Source organism: Plantactinospora endophytica (assembly GCF_016862915.1).
Taxonomy (GTDB): domain Bacteria; phylum Actinomycetota; class Actinomycetes; order Mycobacteriales; family Micromonosporaceae; genus Plantactinospora; species Plantactinospora endophytica.
This window is the reverse complement of sequence record NZ_BONW01000002.1, coordinates 411,053-432,521: the sequence shown is the minus strand read 5'-3', so window position 1 is coordinate 432,521 and position 21,469 is coordinate 411,053. Positions and strand designations below refer to the sequence as shown.

The 21,469-nt window shown below is 74.2% G+C and carries 17 protein-coding genes; 11 read left to right on the top strand and 6 right to left on the bottom strand.

Annotated features, from left to right (window positions below; genetic code table 11):
- Positions 1-3 precede the first annotated feature (3 nt).
- The gene (locus tag Pen02_RS04835; RefSeq protein ID WP_203864653.1) at positions 4-2,109 is read right to left on the bottom strand and encodes a dynamin family protein; all 2,106 of its coding nucleotides are present in this window, start codon (positions 2,107-2,109) and stop codon (positions 4-6) included.
- A 104-nt stretch (positions 2,110-2,213) separates the two neighbouring features.
- Positions 2,214-3,113, bottom strand: a complete 900-nt coding sequence (locus tag Pen02_RS04830; protein WP_203864652.1) for an IniB N-terminal domain-containing protein — start codon at positions 3,111-3,113, stop codon at positions 2,214-2,216.
- Between the two features lie 486 nt (positions 3,114-3,599).
- Between Pen02_RS04830 and Pen02_RS04825 the strand changes: the two genes are divergently transcribed.
- Together Pen02_RS04825 and Pen02_RS04820 are read left to right on the top strand one after the other, a co-directional pair.
- Positions 3,600-5,018, top strand: coding sequence for an Hsp70 family protein (locus Pen02_RS04825; protein WP_203864651.1), 1,419 nt, complete (start codon positions 3,600-3,602; stop codon positions 5,016-5,018).
- A complete protein-coding gene (locus Pen02_RS04820) occupies positions 5,015-7,636 on the top strand; it encodes a helix-turn-helix transcriptional regulator (protein WP_203864650.1) in 2,622 nt (873 codons plus the stop codon). Before Pen02_RS04825 ends, Pen02_RS04820 begins: the two co-directional genes overlap by 4 nt.
- Before the next feature lie 188 nt (positions 7,637-7,824).
- Here the strand turns inward: Pen02_RS04820 and Pen02_RS04815 are convergent, their stop codons facing one another.
- Positions 7,825-8,529 (bottom strand): hypothetical protein, encoded by a 705-nt coding sequence (locus Pen02_RS04815; protein WP_203864649.1) that lies wholly within the window; start codon positions 8,527-8,529, stop codon positions 7,825-7,827.
- Between the two features lie 513 nt (positions 8,530-9,042).
- Between Pen02_RS04815 and Pen02_RS04810 the strand changes: the two genes are divergently transcribed.
- From Pen02_RS04810 to Pen02_RS04795, 4 genes are all read left to right on the top strand, one after another.
- On the top strand, positions 9,043-11,280 hold the full coding sequence (locus Pen02_RS04810) for a sensor histidine kinase (RefSeq protein ID WP_203864648.1): 2,238 nt from the start codon (positions 9,043-9,045) through the stop codon (positions 11,278-11,280).
- On the top strand, positions 11,264-11,671 hold the full coding sequence (locus tag Pen02_RS04805; RefSeq protein WP_203864647.1) for a roadblock/LC7 domain-containing protein: 408 nt from the start codon (positions 11,264-11,266) through the stop codon (positions 11,669-11,671). Before Pen02_RS04810 ends, Pen02_RS04805 begins: the two co-directional genes overlap by 17 nt.
- Positions 11,672-11,677: 6 nt before the next feature.
- Positions 11,678-12,061, top strand: coding sequence for a DUF742 domain-containing protein (locus tag Pen02_RS04800; RefSeq protein WP_275413552.1), 384 nt, complete (start codon positions 11,678-11,680; stop codon positions 12,059-12,061).
- A 71-nt stretch (positions 12,062-12,132) separates the two neighbouring features.
- Positions 12,133-12,858, top strand: coding sequence for a cellulose binding domain-containing protein (locus Pen02_RS04795; RefSeq protein ID WP_203864646.1), 726 nt, complete (start codon positions 12,133-12,135; stop codon positions 12,856-12,858).
- Positions 12,859-13,053: 195 nt separating this feature from the next.
- Here the strand turns inward: Pen02_RS04795 and Pen02_RS04790 are convergent, their stop codons facing one another.
- Genes Pen02_RS04790 through Pen02_RS04780 form a run of 3 tightly spaced genes read right to left on the bottom strand, consistent with a single transcriptional unit; the run spans position 13,054 to position 14,782 of the window.
- Positions 13,054-13,695, bottom strand: coding sequence for a DUF3618 domain-containing protein (locus tag Pen02_RS04790; RefSeq protein WP_203864645.1), 642 nt, complete (start codon positions 13,693-13,695; stop codon positions 13,054-13,056).
- A complete protein-coding gene (locus tag Pen02_RS04785; protein WP_203864644.1) occupies positions 13,695-14,165 on the bottom strand; it encodes a phage holin family protein in 471 nt (156 codons plus the stop codon). Before Pen02_RS04785 ends, Pen02_RS04790 begins: the two co-directional genes overlap by 1 nt.
- Entirely contained in the window at positions 14,162-14,782 is a 621-nt protein-coding gene (locus Pen02_RS04780) for a hypothetical protein (protein ID WP_203864643.1), read from the bottom strand. The genes Pen02_RS04785 and Pen02_RS04780 overlap by 4 nt, the downstream gene beginning before the upstream one ends.
- A gap of 323 nt (positions 14,783-15,105) precedes the next feature.
- Here Pen02_RS04780 and Pen02_RS04775 point away from each other — a divergent pair, with 323 nt between their 5' ends.
- From Pen02_RS04775 to Pen02_RS04755, 5 genes are all read left to right on the top strand, one after another.
- On the top strand, positions 15,106-15,300 hold the full coding sequence (locus tag Pen02_RS04775; protein WP_203864642.1) for a CsbD family protein: 195 nt from the start codon (positions 15,106-15,108) through the stop codon (positions 15,298-15,300).
- A 351-nt stretch (positions 15,301-15,651) separates the two neighbouring features.
- A complete protein-coding gene (locus tag Pen02_RS04770) occupies positions 15,652-16,851 on the top strand; it encodes an ATP-grasp domain-containing protein (RefSeq protein ID WP_203864641.1) in 1,200 nt (399 codons plus the stop codon).
- Between the two features lie 22 nt (positions 16,852-16,873).
- Positions 16,874-18,691, top strand: coding sequence for an IucA/IucC family protein (locus Pen02_RS04765; RefSeq protein ID WP_239140063.1), 1,818 nt, complete (start codon positions 16,874-16,876; stop codon positions 18,689-18,691).
- A 40-nt stretch (positions 18,692-18,731) separates the two neighbouring features.
- On the top strand, positions 18,732-20,303 hold the full coding sequence (locus tag Pen02_RS04760) for an IucA/IucC family protein (RefSeq protein ID WP_203864640.1): 1,572 nt from the start codon (positions 18,732-18,734) through the stop codon (positions 20,301-20,303).
- On the top strand, positions 20,300-21,469 hold the full coding sequence (locus tag Pen02_RS04755) for a type III PLP-dependent enzyme (protein WP_203864639.1): 1,170 nt from the start codon (positions 20,300-20,302) through the stop codon (positions 21,467-21,469). The genes Pen02_RS04760 and Pen02_RS04755 overlap by 4 nt, the downstream gene beginning before the upstream one ends.

Below are 21,469 nucleotides of genomic sequence, written 5' to 3'. Positions count from 1 at the left end.
CGCTCACGGTCCGGGCTCCAGTCCGGTGCGACCGGCACCGATGCCAGTGTTGGTGCCAGCGCCGGTGCCGAGGGACTGGGTGCCGGCGAGTGCCTGGGCCTTCTCGTAGAGGTCGGCGAGCCGCTTCATCTCCAGCGCGATCCGGCGCTGCCGCTGGTCGCGCTGTGCCGCGTCGGCCTCGGCCGCCTGCTTGGCGGTCCGGAACGACCGCACGATGCCCTCCTGCAACTCCTCGGTCAGCCCAGTGAAGTGGTCCCGCAGCATCCGCTGCACCTGCCGGGCGGTGTCCTTGCAGTCCTTGCTGAGCCGGAGGAAGAAGTCGTCGACGTGCCGCTGGGTCGCCGTCTTGACCACCGCCTGCCGGCGTTTGAGCAGCGTTTTCCCCTCGTCGCGAACGCTCTTGCCGCCGAACAGCGCACCCGCGCCGAGCGAGATCGGGTTGATCAGCGGCATTCCGGCCAGCGTGGTGGCCAGACCGAACATCAACACACCGCCGTACGAGCCGCGCAGGCCGGTGACGAGCTTCTGGGTCCGGGTGAACTTCTCCACCGTCGGCTGCTCCATGATCTGGATCCGGTCGCTGAGATTCTCCGGCACCCGGACCGACCAGCTCGGCAGCGCGTCGAAGCCGTACCTGTCGAACTGGCTGGCGACCCGGTTGGCGATCCACCCGCACCGCTCGGCCAGCCAGGCGTAGTTCGCCTCGGCGGCGTCGGTGAGGTTCTCCGTCAGCCACTCCTGGAAGGTGTCCCAGCCGGTCAGCGGGTCGGCCTTGTCGAACGCCTCGTCCACCTTGCGCAGGATCTGCCGGGTGCGGTCCCGCAGGTCGTATTCGACGTCGGAGATCAGGTCGGCCATCTCGTCGTTCAGGGTGTTCTGCCAGCGCACCGAGCAGCGGCGCAACTCGTCCACCTCGCGCTGTGCCGCGTGCAGCTTCGTGATCGGGCCGGACTGCTCGACGTCGGTCTCCTTGGCCACGGCGAGTTCGGCACGCAGCGGCGCGGCGAGCTGTTCGAGGACGGTACGCGCACTCAACGCCACCGCCGCCCGACCCAACGTGTCGGCCTTGCCGGCCTGGTCGCGCTTGAGCCGGTTGATCAGCTCCGGGAAGTGCGATTCGGCGTTGAGTTCCTTGTCGTTGCTCCGGGCCGCCTGCAACCGCAGCGTCGCCGAGACCGGGATCAGCGCCGCCGACACGCCCGCGTCGGCCAGGTGCTGCCGGTTACGCTCGACCACGGTACGCCAGTGCGGCACCATGTCGATCTTGCTCTGCACCACGGCCAGATTGGCGTGCGACCGGGCGATGTGCAGCAGCAGGTTCAGCTCGGCGACCGACAGCTCCCGGGTCACGTCCGAGACCAGCAGCACCAGGTCGGCCTGGTTCGGCGTGGCGGCCGGACTGATCGCCCGGCCCGGGTTGGTGCCGTCCACGCCCGGGGTGTCGACCAGGACCAACCCGGAGGCGAGCAACGCCCGGGGAATCCCGATCTCGGCGTGTTCCAGCCCGCTGCCCGGCCGCCGCCCGGCGGTCCCGCCGAGCCCGACCGTACGCCCGCCACCGGCAGGTCCACTGCTGGTCGAGCCGGCCGGAACCTCGCCGATCCCGCCGCTGCGGCCACTGATCCGGGCCGCGATCTGCTCGATCGGCACCGCGATCCGCTGCGCCGGGCCGGGTACCGCCGTGCCGGGGCGTACCCCGGACGAGGGTGCGGCGCCGGCGGCGTCCGGCCCGGTCCGCTCTGCCGGTGGGGTACGCCGTTGCGTCGGCGGTCGCTCCGACTCCTGCTCGTCGCCAGCCCGTCGCCGCGCCGGCTGGTCGGGCGCCTGCGGCGGACTCCAGACCAGGGCGGCGGTCGGTGCGGCGGCATGCCCGACCACGGTCGGGATGGTGGTGCTGATCCCGTCGCCGACCGGGCAGACCGAGGCGTTGAGCAGGGCGTTGACGAGCTGACTCTTGCCCTGTTTGGGCTCGCCGACGACCAGCACCCGCAGCCTCGGATCCAGTAGTTGGGCCCGCCTGCGCTGGAGCCACGAGATCAGGTCGCCCCGACCGTGCGCGTGGGAAACCCGCACGATCTCGTCGAGTACGTCAAGCCAGATGGGCGCCATCACCGCACCAAGTGTGCCGGTTACGCCGGAATTATCAAGAGGACCGAAGGCCGGACCGTGGGACCACGGTCCGGCCTTCGGCGGGCCTCACGGACTTCCCGCGCTCAGAGAAGGTCGTCCGCGATTCCCAGGAGGCCGCCGGAGGTGGAGGCGTCTACTTCTCCGGCGTGGCCGCTGCCACCGATGACACCCGAGGTGGTGTCACTGAGAGTGTTGCCGACGTTGTCGGTGAGATCGGTCACCGTGGAGGTGGTGCCGTCGAGTACCGGCGTGCCGGTGGAGCCGAGTGGTTCGAGGTCGAGCGCGTCACCGACGCCACCGACCGTGTCCGTCACACCGCCGACCGTGCCACCGACCGTGCCGCCCACGCCGAGCGAGTCGACCAGCCCGGTGACGCCGTCCAGCGTGCCCTGCACCGTGTCACCGGCGAAGTCGACCAGGCCGAGCTGGCCGCCCGTCGGGTCGGCGACCAGGCCGTCGGCGGTGCCGACCACGTCGGTGGTGGGATCGGTGAGCACCGGCTCCACCACCTCGGAGTCGAGGGTGTCGGCGACGTCCACACCGGTCGGCACCAGCGGGTCGACCAGCCCCAGCGGATCGGAGAGCTGGTCGCCGCCGAGCCCCGGCAGGACCGCACCGACTCCACCGAGGGCGCCCGGAACGCTTATCGCACCGAGCGTCGCCGCGTTGACGTCGTTGGCCGGCGAGTGGGTACCGACACCGAGCTGGGCGGCGACGGTCTGCAACTGACCGATGACGCCGCTCGGGTCGAGCTGGAACTGACCGAGACCCAAATCGTCACCGACCGGCGCCAGCGAGGCGAGCCCCTGGACCGGCGCGTAGTCCACCACCAGCGGCACCACGTCCTGGACGTCCGCGACGCTGATGTCGGCCAACCCGGCCTCCCGCAGCGTCCCCTCGGGGTCGATCTCGAAAGCCGACCGGGCGTCCGGGTTGGTCAGCAGGTTGAGCACGAAGTCGTGCAGTGTCTGGGGCGAGCCCATGTGCCGGTCTCCTCGGTGCAATCCTCGCCCGGGACGGCCCGGTGCGACGAACTGGCGGTGGTGCGACGAATCCACGCCGGTAGGGGCGGACCCGTCTTCTGCTGCGGTGGAGCCTCCGCTAGGCGGCTGGTGCGGGAACTGCGCAGGTGGTGCGGGGTGGCGCTGATCCGGCGGCGGCGCGCTGCGTTGCGCCGCCGCCGGAAGTCGTAGCTGACGCTAGCCGGAATCGTCCACGCCGGACATCGGGGACGGCGCCGGGGTTTCCGACCGCCCCCGCTAGGGCCGCGCCTTAGATCTGCGTTAGGGGCTTAGGGGATACGTTCCGCCCGAGTTAGGGTCCTGATGGCGGATAGATCTCTGGTACGAAAAGATGACTCCCTAACGGCCCACCGGGCGATGCCATCCGCCCGAGGTCCGTTCCCGGGCAGGGCCAGGAAATGGTACGCGCCGTCCCGGGGTCATGACTCGCGGTGAAGGAATGGTCGGATGCCCTACGTCCTCGGAATCGATATCGGCAGCACCGCCACGGCTGCCGCTGTCGCCCGCCTCCGGGGCAGCAACTGGGATCCTCCCGAACCCGTCCGGCTCGGGCCGGCCGGTGCTCCGGTCCCGTCCGTCCTGCTGATGTCGACGAACCGGTCGATCACCGTCGCCGACCCCGACGAGTACGACGACCCGGTCGACGGCGGCTGGGTCGCCCGAGGCTTCGTCAACCGGATCGGCGACGACGTACCGCTGCTGGTCGGCGGCGAGGCGTGCTCGGCCCAGGCACTCACCGCCATGCTCGCGATGTGGGTCGTCGAGCGGGTGATGGAGCAGGAGCGCGAGCGTCCTGAGTGGATCGTGCTCAGCCATCCGGCGGGCTGGGGCGACTACCGGCGGCACCTGCTCGGCGAGGCGCTCTGGGACGTCGGACTGGCCGACGTGGCCCTGTTGCCGGCGCCCGTACTCGCCGCCGCCAGCCACGCCGCGCACGGCTTCTCCGGCCGGACCCTCGCCGTACACGTCCTCGGCGGGCAGAGCTTCTCCGCCGCCGTCGTGGACCGGGCCCAGCCGCTCGGCTTCGACCTGCGCGGCGTACTCGTCGACGCCGACCCGCCCGCCGGAGCCGACTTCGACGAGGCGCTGGTCGAGCACGTCCGCACCAGCCTGGCCAAGGAACTCGCCGACCCGGCCGACCCGCTGGTCCGGCAGGCCCTGCTCGGGCTGCGCCGGGACTGCCGCCGCGCCAAGGCGGAACTGACAGTCGCCGAAACCGCCGACGTGCTCGTCCGGCTGCCCACCCGGCAGACCCGGATCCCGGTCGGCCGCGCCGAGTTCGAGGACCTGATCCGGCCCGCCGTCACGCTGACCGTGGACGAGCTGACCCGTACGGTCCGGTCCTGCGGCCTGGCGCCGCACCAGCTCGACGGCGTACTGCTGGCCGGCGGATCGGCCCGGATCCCGCTGGTCCGGGAGCTGATCGCGGCCCGGTTCCCGGTACCGGTCGAGGTCGAGGCCGACCCGCAGCTCACCGTCGCGGCCGGCGCCGCCGTGGCCGGCGGCCAACTGCTCGACCGGCAGCGGGGCAACCGGCCACCACCGCGACCGCCGGTGATGCGGCCACCCCGACCCGGAGCCCGGCGCGGCGAACCACCACGCCGGCAGCGGGGCCGGTCCGGCGGCGGTCCCGGCCAGGAACCCGGCCGGTACGACGAGGACCGGTCCCAACTGCCGCCCCGGCCACCGGTCCGGATCACCCCGCTGGAGTTGCCGATGCGCGCGCTGTCCCGGCTCGCGTCCGGCCGCGACAGCACGGTGATCGGCCTGGCGGTGCTGGTGGTCGCGCTCGGCGTGCTGCTGCACGCGGCCGTCGGGGCGGACCCGCTGACCGTCGCCGCCGCCCTGGGCGGGGCGGGTCGGTGAGGGCTGCCTTGACGCTGCGTACCGACACCGAAGCCCCGCTCGTACTCGACGAGCAGACCACCGCCTTCCTGGCCCGGGTCGACGCCGACCCGCACGCACCGCTCTGCACGGCCGTACAGGCCCCGGGCGGGCACGGCAAGACGGCCGTACTGGCCCGGTTGCGGCGGGGCTACCAGCAGGCCGGCGTACCGGTGCTGGACTCCTGGCGGGAGCTGACCGAGCCCGCCGACCCGGACTGCGCCGTACTCGTCGACGACGCGCACCTGCTCGACGCCGCCGCCCTCGCCGAGCTGCGCAGGCTGGCCGAGACCGGTCGCGCCCGACTGGCCGTCGCGTTCCGGCCCTGGCCCCGCCCGGCCGGGCTGGCCGAGTTGGTCGAGGTACTGCACCGGAGCGGGCCACCGGTGCTGCCCGGCCCGTTCACCGAGGCACGCACCGCCACCTACCTCGGCACCGCGTACGGTTCGACGGTGCCGGCCGAGGTCGCCCGGCTGGTGCAGGAGCAGACGGGCGGCGTACCCCGGTTCGTGGAGTGGCTGTCCCGGGCGCTGCGCCCGGCCGACCGCCGTCCGGGCCGCGCGGAGCGTCCGCCGGCCGGTGCCGAGCGCCCGACCCTGGAGATACCCCGTTCGGTGCTGCTCCAGTTCGCGCCCGAACTGGAAAGCCTGCACATCGAGGTACGCCGGCTGCTGCTGGCGATGGCGGCCGGCCCGGCCCTGCCCACCGACCTGCTCGGCACGCTGCTGTCCCGGCAGCAGGACGAGCTGGACGAGTTGCTGGCGGCGGCCCGGGCCGCCGGCCTGCTCGGGCCGGACGACCGGCTCGCCCCGATCGTCCGACGGGCCATCGCCGCGCTGAGCCCGGCCAGCCAGCGGGCGGCGGTCTGGCAACGCCTGGCGGAGCTGCAACTACAGCGCGGCGGGCGGGTGCTGCCACTGGTCCGCTCGATGCTGGACGGCGGGTTCGGCGGTAGCTGCCCGGCCGGCGTCGCCGAGGCTGCCGGCGACGAGGCACTGGGCGACGACCCGGCCCTGGCGGCCCGGCTCTTCGCGGTCGCGGGCGCGGCCGGTCGTCCGGTGGCGGCCCGCCGGGCGATGGCGGCGGCGCTCTCCGCCGACCTCGACTCCGCGTTGCGGCTGGCCGACCGGCTGATCGCCACCCCGGACTCACCGGACCGGGCGGACGGCGCCACGGTCGCCGCGACCGCGCTGGTACACCGTGGCCACACCGACCGCGCGGTCGAGCTGTACCGCTGGTCGGGCACCCCGTCGTCGCTGGCGTTCGCGGCGATCGGCGCGGCCGGCACCGGCCGGGTCGAGCAACTCGACCGGATCCTCGCGGACCCGCCCACCGACGGCCCGCCGACGCTGCTGGCCAGCGCCGCACTGCTGATGGCCCGAGGGCTGCGGGAGACCCTCTCCGGCCCGCCGACCGCCGCACTGTCCACTCTGGTGCAGGCGTCCGCGCTGCTCGAACCGGCCGGTCGCTCCGTACTGCTGCCGGAGACCCCGGCGGCGCTGGCCGCCCTGGTGGCACTGCACTGCGGTGAGCTGGACATCGGCGAGCGGACCCTGGACCGGGCCGTCACGGCCGGTCTCGGTGGTGCCCTGACCTCGCGCCGGCACCGGCTGCTCCAGGGCTGGCTGCTGATGCTCCGGGGACGGGCCACCGAGGCGGCGCAGCAGTTGGCGGCGGTCGCCGCCGGCCCGGTGCCGCTGGAGTCCCGAGACCTGATCTTCGCCGCCGCGCTGGAGCTGGGTACCGCTCGCCGCAACAGCGACCTGCCGGCCCTGCAACGCGGCTGGGAACGTGCCCGGGAGGCCGTCGTACGCCACCCCGTCGACCTGTTCACCCTCCTTCCGCTCGGCGAGTTCGCCATCGCCGCCGCCCGGCTCGGCGAGTTGGACCGGCTCGCCCCCTACCTCGGCGAGGCCCGTAACCTGCTGGCCCGGCTCGGCGACCCACCACTGTGGACGACACCGCTGCACTGGAGCTGCCTGCACGCCGCGATCCTGGCCGACCGGCCGGCGGTGGCGGACGAGCACGTCGCCGCGCTGGCCGCCGTCACCGGCCACACCCCGTACGCCTCCGTGGTCGCCGCCGCCGGGCAGAGCTGGGTCGAGGTACTCCGCGGCACGGTCGACCCGGTCCGGGTGGAGGCCGCCGCCCGGGGCCTGCACGGCATCGGGCTCTGCTGGGACGGCGCCCGGCTCGCCGGCCAGGCGGCGATCCGCACCTCCGACCGGAAGGCGATGACCACACTGCTGGACTGTGCCCGGATGCTCCAGGGCCGGCCCGCCGGGGCGAAGAGCGGCAACCGACCGGCCGGGGCGGGAGCGGCCGAGGTGGCGGACGCGATCGCCGTACCGGCGGAGAACCGGCTCAGCGAGCGGGAGCGCGAGGTCGCCGAGCTGGTGCTCAGCGGGCTGACGTACAAGCAGATCGGTGACCGGCTGTTCATCTCCGCCAAGACCGTCGAGCACCACGTGGCCCGGATGCGCCAGCGTCTCGACTGCGCGAACCGCAGCGAGTTGCTGGCCCGACTGCGGACCATCGTCGAGGAGCGGTCCGGCGGCCGGGCGGCCGGCACGCCCTGGCCAGAGCGGACGGCACGGTGAAGGGGGCGGCACGCCGGGTCGCGGCGTTGGGTGCTGGGCTGCGGCGGGCGGGCACGACCCGTACCCCGGCCGACGCCGCGCCGGTCGACGGCCCCGTGGACCAGCCCGCGTCACCGGACCAGCCGACGGGTTCGGCGCACTCCGCAGAACAGCCCGTCGAGCGACCGCCACTGCCGGAGCGGCAGAAGTCACCTGTCCGACCACCGGAACAGCACACCGAGCCCGCCCGACCGCCGGAACAGCGCACCGGACGGGCGGGACCCGTAGAGCAGCGCACCGAACCCGCCCGACCACCGGAACAGCGGACCGGACGGGCGGGGCCAGTGGAACAGCGGACCGAACGCGCCCGACCACCGGAGCAGCGCACCGTACGCACGCGCGCGCCGGAGCAGCGGATCGGGGACGCACGGCCCGGGGACGCACGGCCCGGAGATGCACGGCCCGGAGATGCACGGCCCGGAGATGCACGGCCCGGAGAACCGCCGGCCGGGCGGGCACGACCGGAACAGCGGACCCAACGCGCGCGACCCGGAGAAGGGCCCGCCAACCGGGCACGACCACCGGAACAGCAGTCCGGACGGGCGCGTCCGGCGGACCAGCCGGCCAACCGGGTACGACCACCGGAACAGCGGACCGGACCGGACCGACCTGCGGCGCAGCCGGCCAGCCACCCACGGCCGGCGGGCCACCGGGTTGAGCCGGCGCGGCCCGCAGAGCAGCCGGTTGACCGGGCGCGACCGGTGGACCAACCCACGGGCCGGACGATGCCGGCCGGCCAACGCGCCGAACGGGCGCGTCCGCCGGAGCAGCCGGGCAGCCGACCGCGAGTGCCGGAACAGCGAGCGCGGCCGGAACAGCGAGTCCCGGAACAGCGAGCGCGGCCGGAACAGCACGTGCGGCCAGAACAGCAGATGCGGCCGGGGCAGCCGCTGGTGACACCGCCGACCGGCCGGACAGGTCCGCCGGACGAGCGGACGCGGCCGGGAGAGCCTCCGGTGACACCACCGACCGACCGCACAAGGCCGGGAGACGAGCGGGCACGGCCGCCACAGCGGCCCGTTGCCCAGCCGGCCGAGGGAACGCGGCCCGTTGCCCAGCCGGACGAGCGGACGCGGCCCGTTAGCCAGCCGGCCGATCAGATGCGGAACGTTGCCCGGCCGAACGATCGGGCGCGAAACGTTGCCCAGCCGGCCGAGCGGACGCGGGCCGTCGCCCAGCCCGCCGATCAGGTGCGGCCCGTCGCCCAGGCGGCCGAACGGACGCGGGCCGTCGCCCAGCCGGACGATCGGACACGGCCGGGTGCGCAGCAGGTACCCGAGGGCAGGCCGGACCCCGGTCCGGGGCCGGCGGGGCGCGACGGTGGCGGGTCCGGGCCGGAGCGGAGCGAGCCGGGATCGTCGGAGTCGGTGGTGGATGCGGCGCCGACCCGGCTCGTGGCCAAGGTGGCCGCCCTGTTGGCCGTGCTGGCCGTGCTCTGGGGTTACGCCACGTTCCTGACCGCCAGGGACGCGATGGACCTGCTCGCGGTCCGCACCCTCGCCAGCCAACTCGGCCAGCCGACCGACGCCCTGATCCTCGGCCTACAGGCGGAACGCCGGCTCAGCATGGTCGAACTGGCCGCACCGGGCCGGCACCGGGCCGCCCTGCACGACCAGCGCGTCCGCACCGATGCCGCGATCGAGGCGTTGCGGCGGTTCACCGGCCGGACCGATCTCCGGCTGGCCACCGTCGGCGCGGTCCGGGAACGGGCTGCCGAACTGGTCCGGCGGCTGGACGACCTCCGGCCGCTCCGCGACGACGTCGACGGCGGCCGGGTCGACCGGGCCACCGCCGCCGCGTCGTACGGCGAGATCGTCGACGCCGGCTTCGCCGTGTACGGCTCGCAGTGGGCCAGCCGGCGGACCGACCTGATCGAGGAGACGCGTACCCTCCTCGCCCTGTCCCGGGCCGCCGAACTGCTCTCCCGGGAGGACGCCCTGGTGGCCGGGGCGCTCGCCGCACCCCGGGTGACCGGGGCCGAACACACCCGGCTCGTCGACCTCGTCGCGGTGGCCCGGTTCGTCCGGACCGAGGCGGCGGCCGGGCTGCCCGACGCGGAACGGGCCGGCTACGACAAGCTGGTTAGCGGTCCGGTCTTCGCGACCCTGCACGCCGCCGAGACGGAACTGCTGGCGGCCGACTGGGACGACGCGAGTCCGCCGGTCTCGCCGGCCCGCTGGCAGGCGACGACCGAGCCGGCTCTGACCGAGCTGCGCGCCCTGGTCACCATCGGGGTCAGGGACAGCGTCGACCGGGCCGCCGCAGGCGCGGCCGGGGTGGCCGCCCGGGCCGGCCTGGTCGGCGGGCTCGGCTTGGTGGTGCTGGCGGCTGCGGCGGTACTGACCCTGCGCGGTACCCGGCGGATCGTCGCCCGGCTCGACGAACTGGATACCGGGCACACCGCACTGCGCACCGAGCGGGACGAACTGGCGGCGGAGCTGTCCGCCCAGCGGGACCGTACCGCCAAGCTGACCGACCGGGCCGCCGAACTGTCCGCCCAGCGCAAGCGGCTCACCAGCCAGCGGGAGCAGCTCGTGGCACAGACCGGGCAGCGGCAGGCGGAGGCCGAACGGGTCACCGAACGGGCCGCGCAGATCGCGGGCCGGCTCGCCGCACACCAGCGGGCCCGGGAGGTCAACATCTGGTTGACCCGGCAGAACCAGAGCCTGCTGCACCGGCAGATCGGCCTGCTCGACGCGATGGAGCGGCGGGAGACCGACACCGAGGAGCTGGCCGAACTGTTCCGGCTCGACCATCTGGCCACCCGGATCCGGCGCAACGTGGAACAACTGATCAGCCTCTCCGGCGGCACGCCGGGGCGGCGCTGGCGTCGGCCGGTACCGCTGGTCGACGTCGTGCGGGGCGCGGTGGCGGAGGTGTCGGACTATCCCCGGGTACTCGTCGCCCCGAACTGGTCGGGGGCGGTGGCCGGGCGGGCCCTGCCCGACCTGATCCACCTGCTGGCGGAGATCGTCGAGGCGGCGCTCTCCGGATCAGCTCCGACCACCACGGTGCGGATCGCCGGCGAGGTACGCGACGGCGGCCGGGCCGTCATCGTCAGCGACGACGGTGCGGGCCGGGGGCCGGCGGAGTTGGCAGCCGTCAACGAATTGATCAGGGACACTCCGCACACCGGGCCGCTCAGTGGGGCGCTGGGCATGTACGTGGTCGGCCGGCTGGCCCGCCGGCACGGCATCACCGTCGAATTGACGGCCGGTCCTCGGGGCGGGACAGCCGCGATCGTGCTGGTGCCGGCTACTCTGCTGGTCGAGACATCCGAGCCCGAACCGGCTCCTGCCCCGGGCGCCACCACCGCACCGGGCCGGCCGGCCGACATCGCTGTCGGACAGCCGGGTGGTGCACCCCGACCGGGAACCACCACACCGGCACTGCCGGTACGGGTCCGCCGTCCGGGCCAGGGCAACCCGGTCGACATCCCGAGCCGGACCGCCGGCTCCGCTCCGAACGGCGCGCCCGTCCGGCGTGCCGCAACCGACTGGTCGGCGACGATCGAGCTGCCGGTAGCGCTCCCGGCACCCGGCGCCGACCAACCCGAGAGCAGCGAGAGGACGACAGGTGACTCACGCAGTGGTCACGACGGATAACCTGGTCCGGATACTCGACGAATTCGTGGACCGGGTCTCGGCGGCCGAACACGCCGTGGCACTCTCCCCCGACGGGCTGCTGCTCGGCGTCTCCCAGGGGGTCGGAGGCGAACTCGCCGACCAGCTCTCCAGCGTGGTCGCCGGGTTGCAGGCGCTGGCTCAGGCCGCCGCCCGGCATTCCGGCCCCGGCGGGGTACGGCAGGTCATCGTGCAGATGCACAAGGCGTTTCTGTTCGTGGCCGCGACCAGGGGCGGGGCGGTCCTGGCCGTCCGGTTCACCGGGGACGCCGACGTCGACGAGATGGCGTACGAGGTGGCGCTGGCCGCTGGCCGGGCGGACTCGCACCTGCCCACCTTCCCGGTACCGGCCGATGACCTGACCGGGGGGTGACACGCGGTGCGTACCGGTGCAGGCGGTCGGCACGACGACGCCTGGTACGACCAGGACGCCGGGCCGGTGGTCCGGCCGTACGCGATGACGCGGGGCAGGACACAACCGATCCGGGGACAGTTCGACCTGATCTCGCTGGTGGTGACCCGTTGGCCGGTACCGCCGCGCGCCGAGCTGACGCCGGAGCAGTCCGACATCCTGGCCAGTTGCCGCCGCCCGCTCTCGGTGGCCGAGATCGCCGCCGCGCTGGACCTGCCGGTCGGCACCGTACGGGTGCTGCTCGGCGACCTCCTCGACGCGGGACTGATCGACACCCACGAGCCACCGGTACTGGACGCACCCTCGGAGGACCTGCTGGAGGCCGTGCTCGCCGGGCTGCGGGCGCTGTAGAACCGCGGGCCCGGGTCCGACCTGGGCGGGGCCGACGCCGCGTCGTCCCCGTGCTGTGAAAGGGAAGTCACGTGCGCAAAGTTCGACAACGACCGGCACGTACCCTGCCGGTCGCCATCCTCGACGCGCTGCTCGCCGGGGCGGCGGCGGTACGGCGGCTGGCCCGCCGGGTCGCCCGACCGCTGCGACGCCGCAGCGACCGGCTGATGATGGGGGCGATCGTCGCGGCGATGGTCGCGATGGTCGGCACCGCGATCGTCGTCGTCACGCTGCTGCGGACTCCGGACGGGTTCGCGCCGCTGGGCGTGGCGCCGCCGCCCACGGTCGAGGTCGAGGTGGACGACGGTGACGGGGTGGACGACGCCACCGGCAGCGCGACCCCGCCCGCCGCCTCGCCGTTGCCTCCGTCGCCGACACCGTCCCGGGCCGCACCCCGGAGCAGACCGGAGCGGCCGACCCCGCCGCCGGCGCTTCCGCCGCCCCTGGCCGCCCGGTACGCGACCGAGGACGTGACGCTGCTCAACTACACCGCCTCGGTGATCATCAGCAACCCCGGTCCGGGGCCCGCCACCGGCTGGCGGCTGACCATCACCCTGCCCCGGACGACCCAGTCGGTCGGCGCGGTGGACGGCGCCGAGGCCAGCCGCGACGGCGCCACCTGGACCTTCGTCCCCGCCCCGGCGACGAGTCAGGTACCGGCACGCGGTTCGGTGCAGGTGCGCTTCCGGGTCGACGGCGCGCTGATCGACGGTGAGCCGACCGCCTGCACCATCAACGACCGCCCCTGTCAGGCATAGCCGCGTCGGCATAGCCACGCCGGCCGCCGGGCCGCGCCGCCGGGCCGCCGGGCCGCCGGGCCGCCGTCAGAAACGTGACCGGTCACGACAGCGACGCGGAGATGACCGCGACCTTCCACTTCCAGGGCGGCCGGATCAGCCGGATGCCCGCCTCCGGCGCGGGGCCGGGGCGGGCATCGGGTACGCGGCGGCGGGTCAGCGGCGGCGTGCCTCGCCGGCCTTCTCCTGGGCCTGCCCACGCAACTCCTGCGCCGACGAGCGCGCCTGCTCCCGCATCCCGCCGGCCTGCTGGCCGGCCTTGGACCTGACCGACTCGGTGGCCTGCTGGACGGGCTCGCGGAGGTGCTCCCGGGCCTGCTGGGCGGCGCCGGTGGCCTGCTGCTTCAACTGGCCGGAGTGCTCCGAGAACTCGTCGCGGAGCCGGCCGGCCATCCGCCGCTCCGGGTCACTGGCGGGCAGCAGGGCGGACGCGATCACGCCCAGCCCGAAGGCGATGAGGCCGGCGGCGAGCGGGTGGCCCTCCGGCTGCTGTCGGGCCTGCTGCCCCATGCTCTGCAACCGGTTCCCGGCGCCCGCCAGCCGGGCCTGGGAGGTCTCCCGGGCGTGCTGGGCCGTACCCATGACGTTGTCCCGGGCACCCATGACGTTGTCCCGGGCGTGCGCGGTGCTGCCCATCACGTTCTCCCGGATCCGCTGCCAACCGCCACGGACCTTGCCGGCCTGCCGGTTCGCGGCGTTGCGCGGGTTCATCCGGTCGCCCAGGGCGTTCATGTTGGCGCCCAGCGTGTCCTGGGTGCGGTTGATGTCGGCTCGGATCTGGCTCGGGTCGCTCGTCATCACTGTCCCCCCGGTTGATGTGTCCGGCCCCGGACGGCGGCCGGAAGCCGGCGTACCGAATCCGTCGTCTGCGGCAGTGGCTTCAGGCTGCGGGCCTGGCGCCGGGCCACCGAGACCAGCACCACGGCGATCAGTGCCCAGACCCCGGCCACGACCAGCGCGGCCCAGCCCTGGTCCATCACGTTCGACAGTCCCCACCACAGCGCGTACGACAGGAACAGCAGCACCATCAGCGCGCCCAGGGCCGCACCGCCGAACATCCCGGCGACCCGGCCGGCGGTACGCATCTCCTGCCGCAGTTCCACCTTGGCCAGTTGGATCTCCTGCCGGACCAGGGTCGAGGTGTCCCGGGTGACCGCGGTGAGCAGTTCGCCGATCGACGCCTGCGCGGGATCCCGCTCCCGCCCCGCTTCCCGACCCGCGCCGAGTCCGTCGGCGCCCGCGCCGAGCCCGCCGGTTCGGACGCTCATCGGGGTACTCCGTATGCCTGGCCATCCGTCGTCGACCCGGACGGGCCGGACGGCGCGCTGCCCGGGCGGCCTCGCATGCCGTCCGGATGTCCCATCGACGACTGCTGGTCGTCGCCGCGCAGGACGTCCCGGCTCCTGGTCAGCCGCCCGGCGAGCACGCCGGCGATGGCGGCACCGGCCAGGAACAGTCCGGGGTTGCGTCGGGCGTAGTCCCGCACGTCGGCCACCACCATCCCGGGTTCCCGCTGGTCGAGCCACTGCGCCGCCTGCTGCGCGCGGTCGGCGGCGTGCCGTACCAGATCGGTGGCCATGCCCGGCCGGTCGGTGCGCTCGGACATCGCGCGCAGTTCCTCGCCCAGTGCCCGCAGGCCGGAGGCGGCCCGGTGCTGCTGTGCGCCGGCCTGCTGCTTCAGTTCCGTCGACGCCTGGCCCATCAACTGCTGCGCCTGCCGGCCCGCCTCCCCGGCGACGTCCCGTCCCCGGTCGGCCGCCGAGTGCGCCAGGCCGCCGCCCATCTGCGACGCCCGCTGCCCGGTTTCGGTCGCGCCCTGCCGGGCGACCTGGGTCGTGGACCGGTGACCGTCACCCGACGACTCCGCGTTCGCTCCTCGCGTCATTTCTGACCCCTCAGCTCTCTCGGCCTGGCGAACTGCCGACGGCGCTGGCTACCCCCGGGATCGGCGGTTATGCCGGCCGGGTGCGGGTTCGGGCCGCAGTCCGTTTCGGCCGGCCTCCGGATCGGACCGCAGTCCGTTTCGGCCGGCCTCCGGATCGGACCGCAGTCCGTTTCGGCCAGGGATTCGTCAACTCGGGCACGGCAGGTCCTCCGGTTGGCTTGATCGGGCCGTCCGGCGGGATGGTCCGTTTCGGGTCGGGTGCGTAGGGGCACTAACAGGTCAGCGAGGTGTGCACAGCACTTCGGCTCGGACTGGAGGACATCATGGGCATAGGAGACAAGGTCCGGCACAAGATCGAGGAAGTGGCCGGAGCAGCCAAGGAGAAGGTCGGCGAGGCGACCGGCAACGAGCGGCTACGGGCCGAGGGCGCCACCGAGCAGACCGAGGCCAACGTCAAGCAGGCCGGTGACCACGTGGGCGACGCCGCCCGGGACACCCGGGACGCGTTCCGGCCCTGAGTTCCACCCGAGAACCCGGGCGGTGGGTGCCGCGACCTGAGCACCCACCGCCCGGGTTCGCTGTGCCTACCGACATCCCGCCGAGCCGCCTACCGGGGCCGGGGCCGGCCACAATGTCCGGCAGCCCGTCGAGCCGAAGTGGGTGACCAGGGGCGACACGACACACCGTGATCGGGTTCAGACTTTCCTTTCGGTACTGGGCAAGGCTACCCTCACTACGAAGTAGGAGAGGCTTACCTTAGTACGAAAGAACGTGTGGGGTCCGGTGTCCTATCGTGCACGCGCCGGTCGTCGCCGGGCCCGGGCCGCCTCCACCGGCACCCGGACGGCACCGCCGGGGAAGGCTCGTCCGTGCGGCTCTACCTGACCGCGCTCAACCCCACCGACTCGGTACTCGACGGTCTGTTGCCGGCCGCCGACCGGCTCGGGCTGCCGGTGACGGTTCTGACCGACCAGCCCGCCGCCTGGCCGACCGACCCGACGCGACTCTCCGGTGCGGAGGTGTCCGGTGCGGACGTCCGGGACGTCCGCGCCGTGCTGGACGCCGTATACCGGGGCGATCCGCCGCTCGCGCTGCTGTCCAACAGCGACCACCTACAGACCCCCACCGCGCTCGCCGCAAACTATCTCGGACTGCCCGGCAAGGACTGGCGGGCGACGTTGCGCGGCAAGGACAAGCACCTGACCCGGCGTACCGTCGCCGACGCCGGACTGGACCGGGTGGCGGCGGTGGTGCTCGGCCCGGACGACGACCCCGGCCGCGCGGCGACCGTGCCGTTCCCGGCGGTGGTGAAACCCCGGGAGGGCGTGGCCAGCGAGGACGTCTACCTGGTCGACGGTCCTTCCGAGCTGCTCCGCCGGGTCACCGAGATCCGGGGCCGGCGCCCCGGCCAGGCACTGCTGGTCGAGGAGTACCTGGCCGGCGATCTGCACACCCTGGAGACCCTCGGCGACGGCGAGCGGATCGCCGTGGTCGGCGGCTGGCGGACCGGCCTCGGCCCACCGCCGACCTTCACCGAGGAGGCCCTCGACTGGGCGCCGGAGCTGCCGGCACCGGTACTCGCCCAGGTGCTCGCCCAGCTCGACGCACTCGGCGTCGGCTTCGGCGCCTGCCACACCGAGTTCGTGGTGTCCGACGGCCGGGCCCGGCTGATCGAGGTCAACTACCGGCTGATCGGCGACCGGGTCGACCTGGTGATGGCCGAACTGCTCGACCTGCCCCTCTTCGCCCACGTCCTCCGGATCCACGCCGGCGACCCGCTGCCGGCCCTGCCCGACCCGGTACGCGTACCCCGGCACGCCCGGGTCGAGTGGGTCTGCGCCGACCGCTCCGGCACGCTGGTCGCCGCGCCGGGTCCGGTGGACGCGACCGGGCCGGCCGGCGTACGGCTCGGCTCGCGTCCACTGCGGACGGTCGGGGTGGCCGCCCCGTTGACCGGTACCAACCGCGACTATCTGGCCGCGCTGCACGCGATCGGCCCCGATCCGGCGACCGTACGCGAGGCACTCCGCGACTTCCGGGCCGCACACCGCTGGACAATCGACGAATGATCAGTCGGTACGGGGAGGTGCGGTGACCGGGGCCGAGGTCGAGGTCGACGGCGCTGGGGCCGAGATCGACGGGGCTGGGGCCGAGGTCGACGAGGTCGAGGTCGACGGAACCGAGGTCGAGGTCGACGGGGCCGAGCGGCAGCTCTTCCGGCGGGTGCTGGACGCGCTGCTCCGCGAGGACCACCTCGGGTTGGCCGGCAACGGATCTCGGGACGGCTCCGACGGGTGGCTGACCCGGATCCCCGGCGCCCGACTGCGGTTGCCGGTCCGGCCGGACGGGTTCCAGCACGAGCTGCGTACCGCGCGTCCGGAGTTGATGGTGCTGCCCGACGGCGCGACGGGTTCCGGGAAGCCGGGCCGGGTGGTGCGGACCCTCGACGGGCTGCTCGACGTACTGGCTCCGGGGGGCGATCCGGAGGCCGAGGCGGGCTGGGACGCGTTCCGCGCCGAGTGCCGGGACGATCTCGCGGCCCGTCGGCTCGCCGCGCAGACCCGTTCCCGGGTGTACGCCGAGGTGCTCGCCGCCCGCGCCGGCACATCGACCGGGGGCGCGACGACCGGCATGGCCGGGGCGCTGCTCGACGACGTACTGGCCGCCAGGTGTGACCATCCCGTCTATCCGACCAGCCGGGCCCGGATCGGTCTGGCCGGTGCCGACCTGCTCCGGTACGCCCCGGAACACGCCCCCACCTTCGTCCTGTGCTGGCTGCCGGTACCCCGGGCCGGGCTGACCCTGCGCGGCGCCCTGCCGGAGTGGTGGCCGCCGTCCGGCGAGCCGGAGACCGTGCTGCTGCCGGTGCACCCGGTCACCGCCGACCGGCGCGGGCTGCCGGTCCGCGTCGACCTGCCCGAGGTGCTCGTCCGGCCGACCCTGTCGACCCGGACCGTGGCGCTGGTCGCCGACCCGTACACGCATCTGAAGCTGCCGCTGGCCACGGCGACGCTCGGAGCCCGGAACGTCCGTACCATCGCGCCCGGCACCCTGGTCGACGGCGCCGAACTGCACCGGCTGCTGGCCCGGATCGCCGCCGCCGAGCCGGCGTTCGCCGGCCGGATCCTGCACGCCGACGAGAGCTGCCACGGCGATGCCGGCGACGACCTCCGGTCGTTCCTGGTCCGCCGCTTCCCGGCCGAGCTGGCCGGCCGCACCGTGGTCCCGGTCGCCGCGCTGGCCGCCGACGACCCGGCCGGCGGTACCGTTGCGCAGCGGGTGGCCGGGCCGGACCCGCGCCCGCTGCTGGAGTCCTATCTGGACCTGTTGGTCGACTGGCACTGTTTCCTCTGGCTGCGGCACGGCATCGCGCTGGAGGCGCACCAGCAGAACATCCACCTCGTCCTCGACCCGTCCGTGGTCGACAACGGCGCCGGGCCGGGCGGCGGCGCACGGATCCGGCTGCTCTACAAGGACAACGACGGTGCCCGACTGGTCCGGCGGCCCGGGCCGGCGCTGCGGGACGCCCGGATGTGGATCACGGACCCCGGCGAGCTGGCCGACGTGTTCACCACGATCACCCTGCACCTCGCCGCGGCGGCACCGCTGCGGGCCCTGGCCGACCGGGGCGTGCCGGTGCCGTCCCCGGGCGCCGCGCTGCGCCCCCGGCTGCTCGCCGCCCGCGACCGCTGGGCCGCCGCCCCGACCCCGGACTCCCCCGGGCTGCCCGGCTGGGACGGGTACGCCGCCGCACGGCTGCTCACCGAACGCGTCCTGACCGCCGAACATCTGCCGGTCAAGGCGATGCTGACCGCCGGCACGCTGCTGCCCAAGCAACGCACCGGATGCACCGACATCAACAAGTACTACCTGCGTACCGGCCCCAACTATCTTCGGTCCGACCGGTGACGGCGAACCGGCACGGCCGCTCGCGGCAAAGGAGCAGTCGATGACCGCCGCTGTGTCCCGGCCCACCGCCGACGTCGCCAGTACGCACACCCTGCTCGGCTGCGTCGCGCGGGAGGTCGCCGGCCCGGAACGGCAGATCACCCTGGCCGACGGACACGCCGTGGTACGCCTGCCGCGCAGCGCCGTACTGCTGCGCTGTGCGGTGGCCCGGGTCTCGGAGGTGGGCGCGCACCGCTACGAGGGGCCGGTGCAGCGGTTCTCCGCCGGGGCCTGGTCCCCGGTCGACGCGGCCGGGCTCGCCGCGCTGGTCGCCGACGAGCTGACCCTGCGCACGGGGGTACGCAACGACGAGTTCGCCGGGCAGGTGGTGGCGAGCCGAGACGCGCTGGACCGGGTACTGCGGCTGCGCCCGCCCAGCGATCCGGACCCGACCGGCGACCCGGTCGTCGACTCCTATGTGGACTCCGAGCAGTCCCTTGTGCACGGTCATCCCCGGCATCCGGCCCCGAAGTGGCGCAGCGGTGACGTCGAGTCGTGGAACGCGTACGCCCCCGAGCTGCGGACCAGCCTGCGGCTGCGCTGGATCGGCGTACCGGAGGCGCTGCTCGGCTCGGACGGGCCGTTCGACGAGCTGATCGGCGTACTCGATCCGCCACCCGCGCCGGCCGGGCACGCCGTGCTGCCGGTGCATCCCTGGCAGTTCGCGCTCGCCCGGCCGCTCGACCCCCGGCTGCGCGACCTCGGCACCGGCGGCGCGGTGCTGCGCCCGACGGCCAGTGTGCGCACCCTCTACGCGCCCCGGGCCGACCTGTTCGTCAAGACCAGCCTGCACATCCGGATCACCAACTGCGTCCGCAAGAACGCCCGGTACGAGTTGACCGGCGCGGTGGCGCTGACCCGGCTGCTCGCCGGGCTGCCGCTGCCGGCCGGGGTGGCGCTGTTGCCGGAGCCGGCGTACCGGACGGTGGAGTTGCCGGGGCTGGACGAGACCTACGGGGTGATCCTCCGGGGTGGACTGCGTCCGCACCTGGCCGAGGGCGAGACGCCGCTGATCGCCGCCGCCCTGGCCGCCGCGCCGCTGGCGGTGCCCGACCCGGTCGGCTGGTGGGACGCGTACGTCCGGCTGCTGGTCCCGGCCGTGCTGGAACTGTGGTGGCGACACGGCGTCGTACACGAGGCCCACCTCCAGAACGTGGTGGTGGTGCTGGACGCCGACCGGCGGCCGGTCCGGATGCTGCTGCGCGACCTGGAGGGGGTCAAGCTCGACCGCGAGCGCCGGGCCGACTGGCTCGCACGCCTGCCGGCGGCGATCGGGTACGACCCCGAGCAGGCGTTCAACCGGGTCAGCTACTGCCTCTTCGTCAACCATCTGGTGGAGCTGGCCGGCGCGCTGGCCGACGCACATCCCGGGGTCGAGGCGCGGCTCTGGGCAACCCTGCGCGAGGTGGTGCGGGAGACCTCCGGCCGGCTCGGCGACCCGCCCCGGCTGGCTGCGCTGCTGGCCGGGGTACCGCTGCCGGTGAAGGCGAACCTGCTGGTGCGCTGGGAGCGGGCGGCCGACCGACAGGCCGGCTACCTGCCGTTCCCCAACCCGATCGGAGGTCGCTGGTGAATCCCTCTTCGCCGGACCGGCCGAGTTACTGGTACGACCTCGCCGGGCTGGCCGATTCGACGGAGGCGATCCGGGCCGCTCTGCCTTCCGGCGTCGAGCTGCTGTACGCGATGAAGGCGAACCCGGATCCGGGCATCCTGCGTACCCTCGCGCCGCACGTCGACGGCTTCGAGGTGGCCAGCGGCGGCGAGCTGCGGCACCTCGCCGAGGTGTTCCCGGAGACTCCGGCGGCGGCGTTCGGCGGGCCGGGCAAGACCGACGCCGAGTTGGCCGCCGGACTGGCCGCCGGGGTACGCCGGTTCCACGTCGAGTCCCCGACCGAGCTGCTCCGGCTCGACCGGCTGGCCGCCGCCCGGGGTACGGTCGCCGAGGTGTTGCTCCGGGTCAACCTGCCGTTGCCGGTCGGCGAGGCGGTGCTGGTGATGGGTGGCCGGCCCAGCCCGTTCGGGATGGACCCGCAGGACGCCCGGGACTGTGCCCGGCTCGACCTGCCCGGGATCCGGATCCGGGGCGTGCACGCCCATCTGGGCAGCGGGCTGGCCGCGCCCGGCGCCGCCTCGGTGGCCCGGACGGTGGTCGAGTGGGCGGTGGCCGAACTCGACGCCGGGGAGGTGAACGTCGGCGGCGGGATGGCTGTCGACTACGCCGATCCGACGGCCCGCTTCGACTGGCCGGCGTACGGCGCCGCGTTGGGCGAGCTGCTCGCCAGGTATCCCGGCCGGACGTTGCGGGTCGAGCCGGGCCGGGCGCTGACCGTCTACTGTGGGCGGTACCGGGCCGAGGTGCTGGACGTGAAGCGCTCCGGTGGCGAGTGGTTCGTGGTGGTGGCCGGCGGGACGCACCAGTTCCGCACCCCGGCCGCGAAGGGCCACTCCCAGCCGTTCACCGTGCTGCCCCGCGAGCGGTGGCCGTACCCGTTCGCCCGGCCGGTGACCGGGGCGGGGCCGGTGACAGTGGTCGGGCAGCTCTGCACTCCGAAGGACGTGCTGGCCCGGGTGCCGGACGCGGCCGGGTTGCCGCCGCCGGGCCGGATCGCGGCCGGCGACACGATCGTGTTCGAGCTGGCCGGCGCGTACGCCTGGAACATCAGCCACCGGGACTTCCTGATGCACGACCCGCCGGAGTTCCGGACCGGGGTGCCGGAACACCGACCGAGGAATCTCTGA

Bases quoted from the DNA above. Each gene is read 5' to 3' on its own strand.
- Pen02_RS04830 (WP_203864652.1), bottom strand. From the start codon at position 3,113: ATGGGCTCGCCCCAGACACTGCACGACTTCGTGCTCAACCTGCTGACC.
- Pen02_RS04825 (WP_203864651.1), top strand. From the start codon at position 3,600: ATGCCCTACGTCCTCGGAATCGATATCGGCAGCACCGCCACGGCTGCC.
- Pen02_RS04790 (WP_203864645.1), bottom strand. From the start codon at position 13,695: ATGACGAGCGACCCGAGCCAGATCCGAGCCGACATCAACCGCACCCAG.
- Pen02_RS04775 (WP_203864642.1), top strand. From the start codon at position 15,106: ATGGGCATAGGAGACAAGGTCCGGCACAAGATCGAGGAAGTGGCCGGA.
- Pen02_RS04760 (WP_203864640.1), top strand. From the start codon at position 18,732: ATGACCGCCGCTGTGTCCCGGCCCACCGCCGACGTCGCCAGTACGCAC.
- Pen02_RS04780 (WP_203864643.1), bottom strand. From the start codon at position 14,782: ATGACGCGAGGAGCGAACGCGGAGTCGTCGGGTGACGGTCACCGGTCC.
- Pen02_RS04835 (WP_203864653.1), bottom strand. From the start codon at position 2,109: ATGGCGCCCATCTGGCTTGACGTACTCGACGAGATCGTGCGGGTTTCC.
- Pen02_RS04785 (WP_203864644.1), bottom strand. From the start codon at position 14,165: ATGAGCGTCCGAACCGGCGGGCTCGGCGCGGGCGCCGACGGACTCGGC.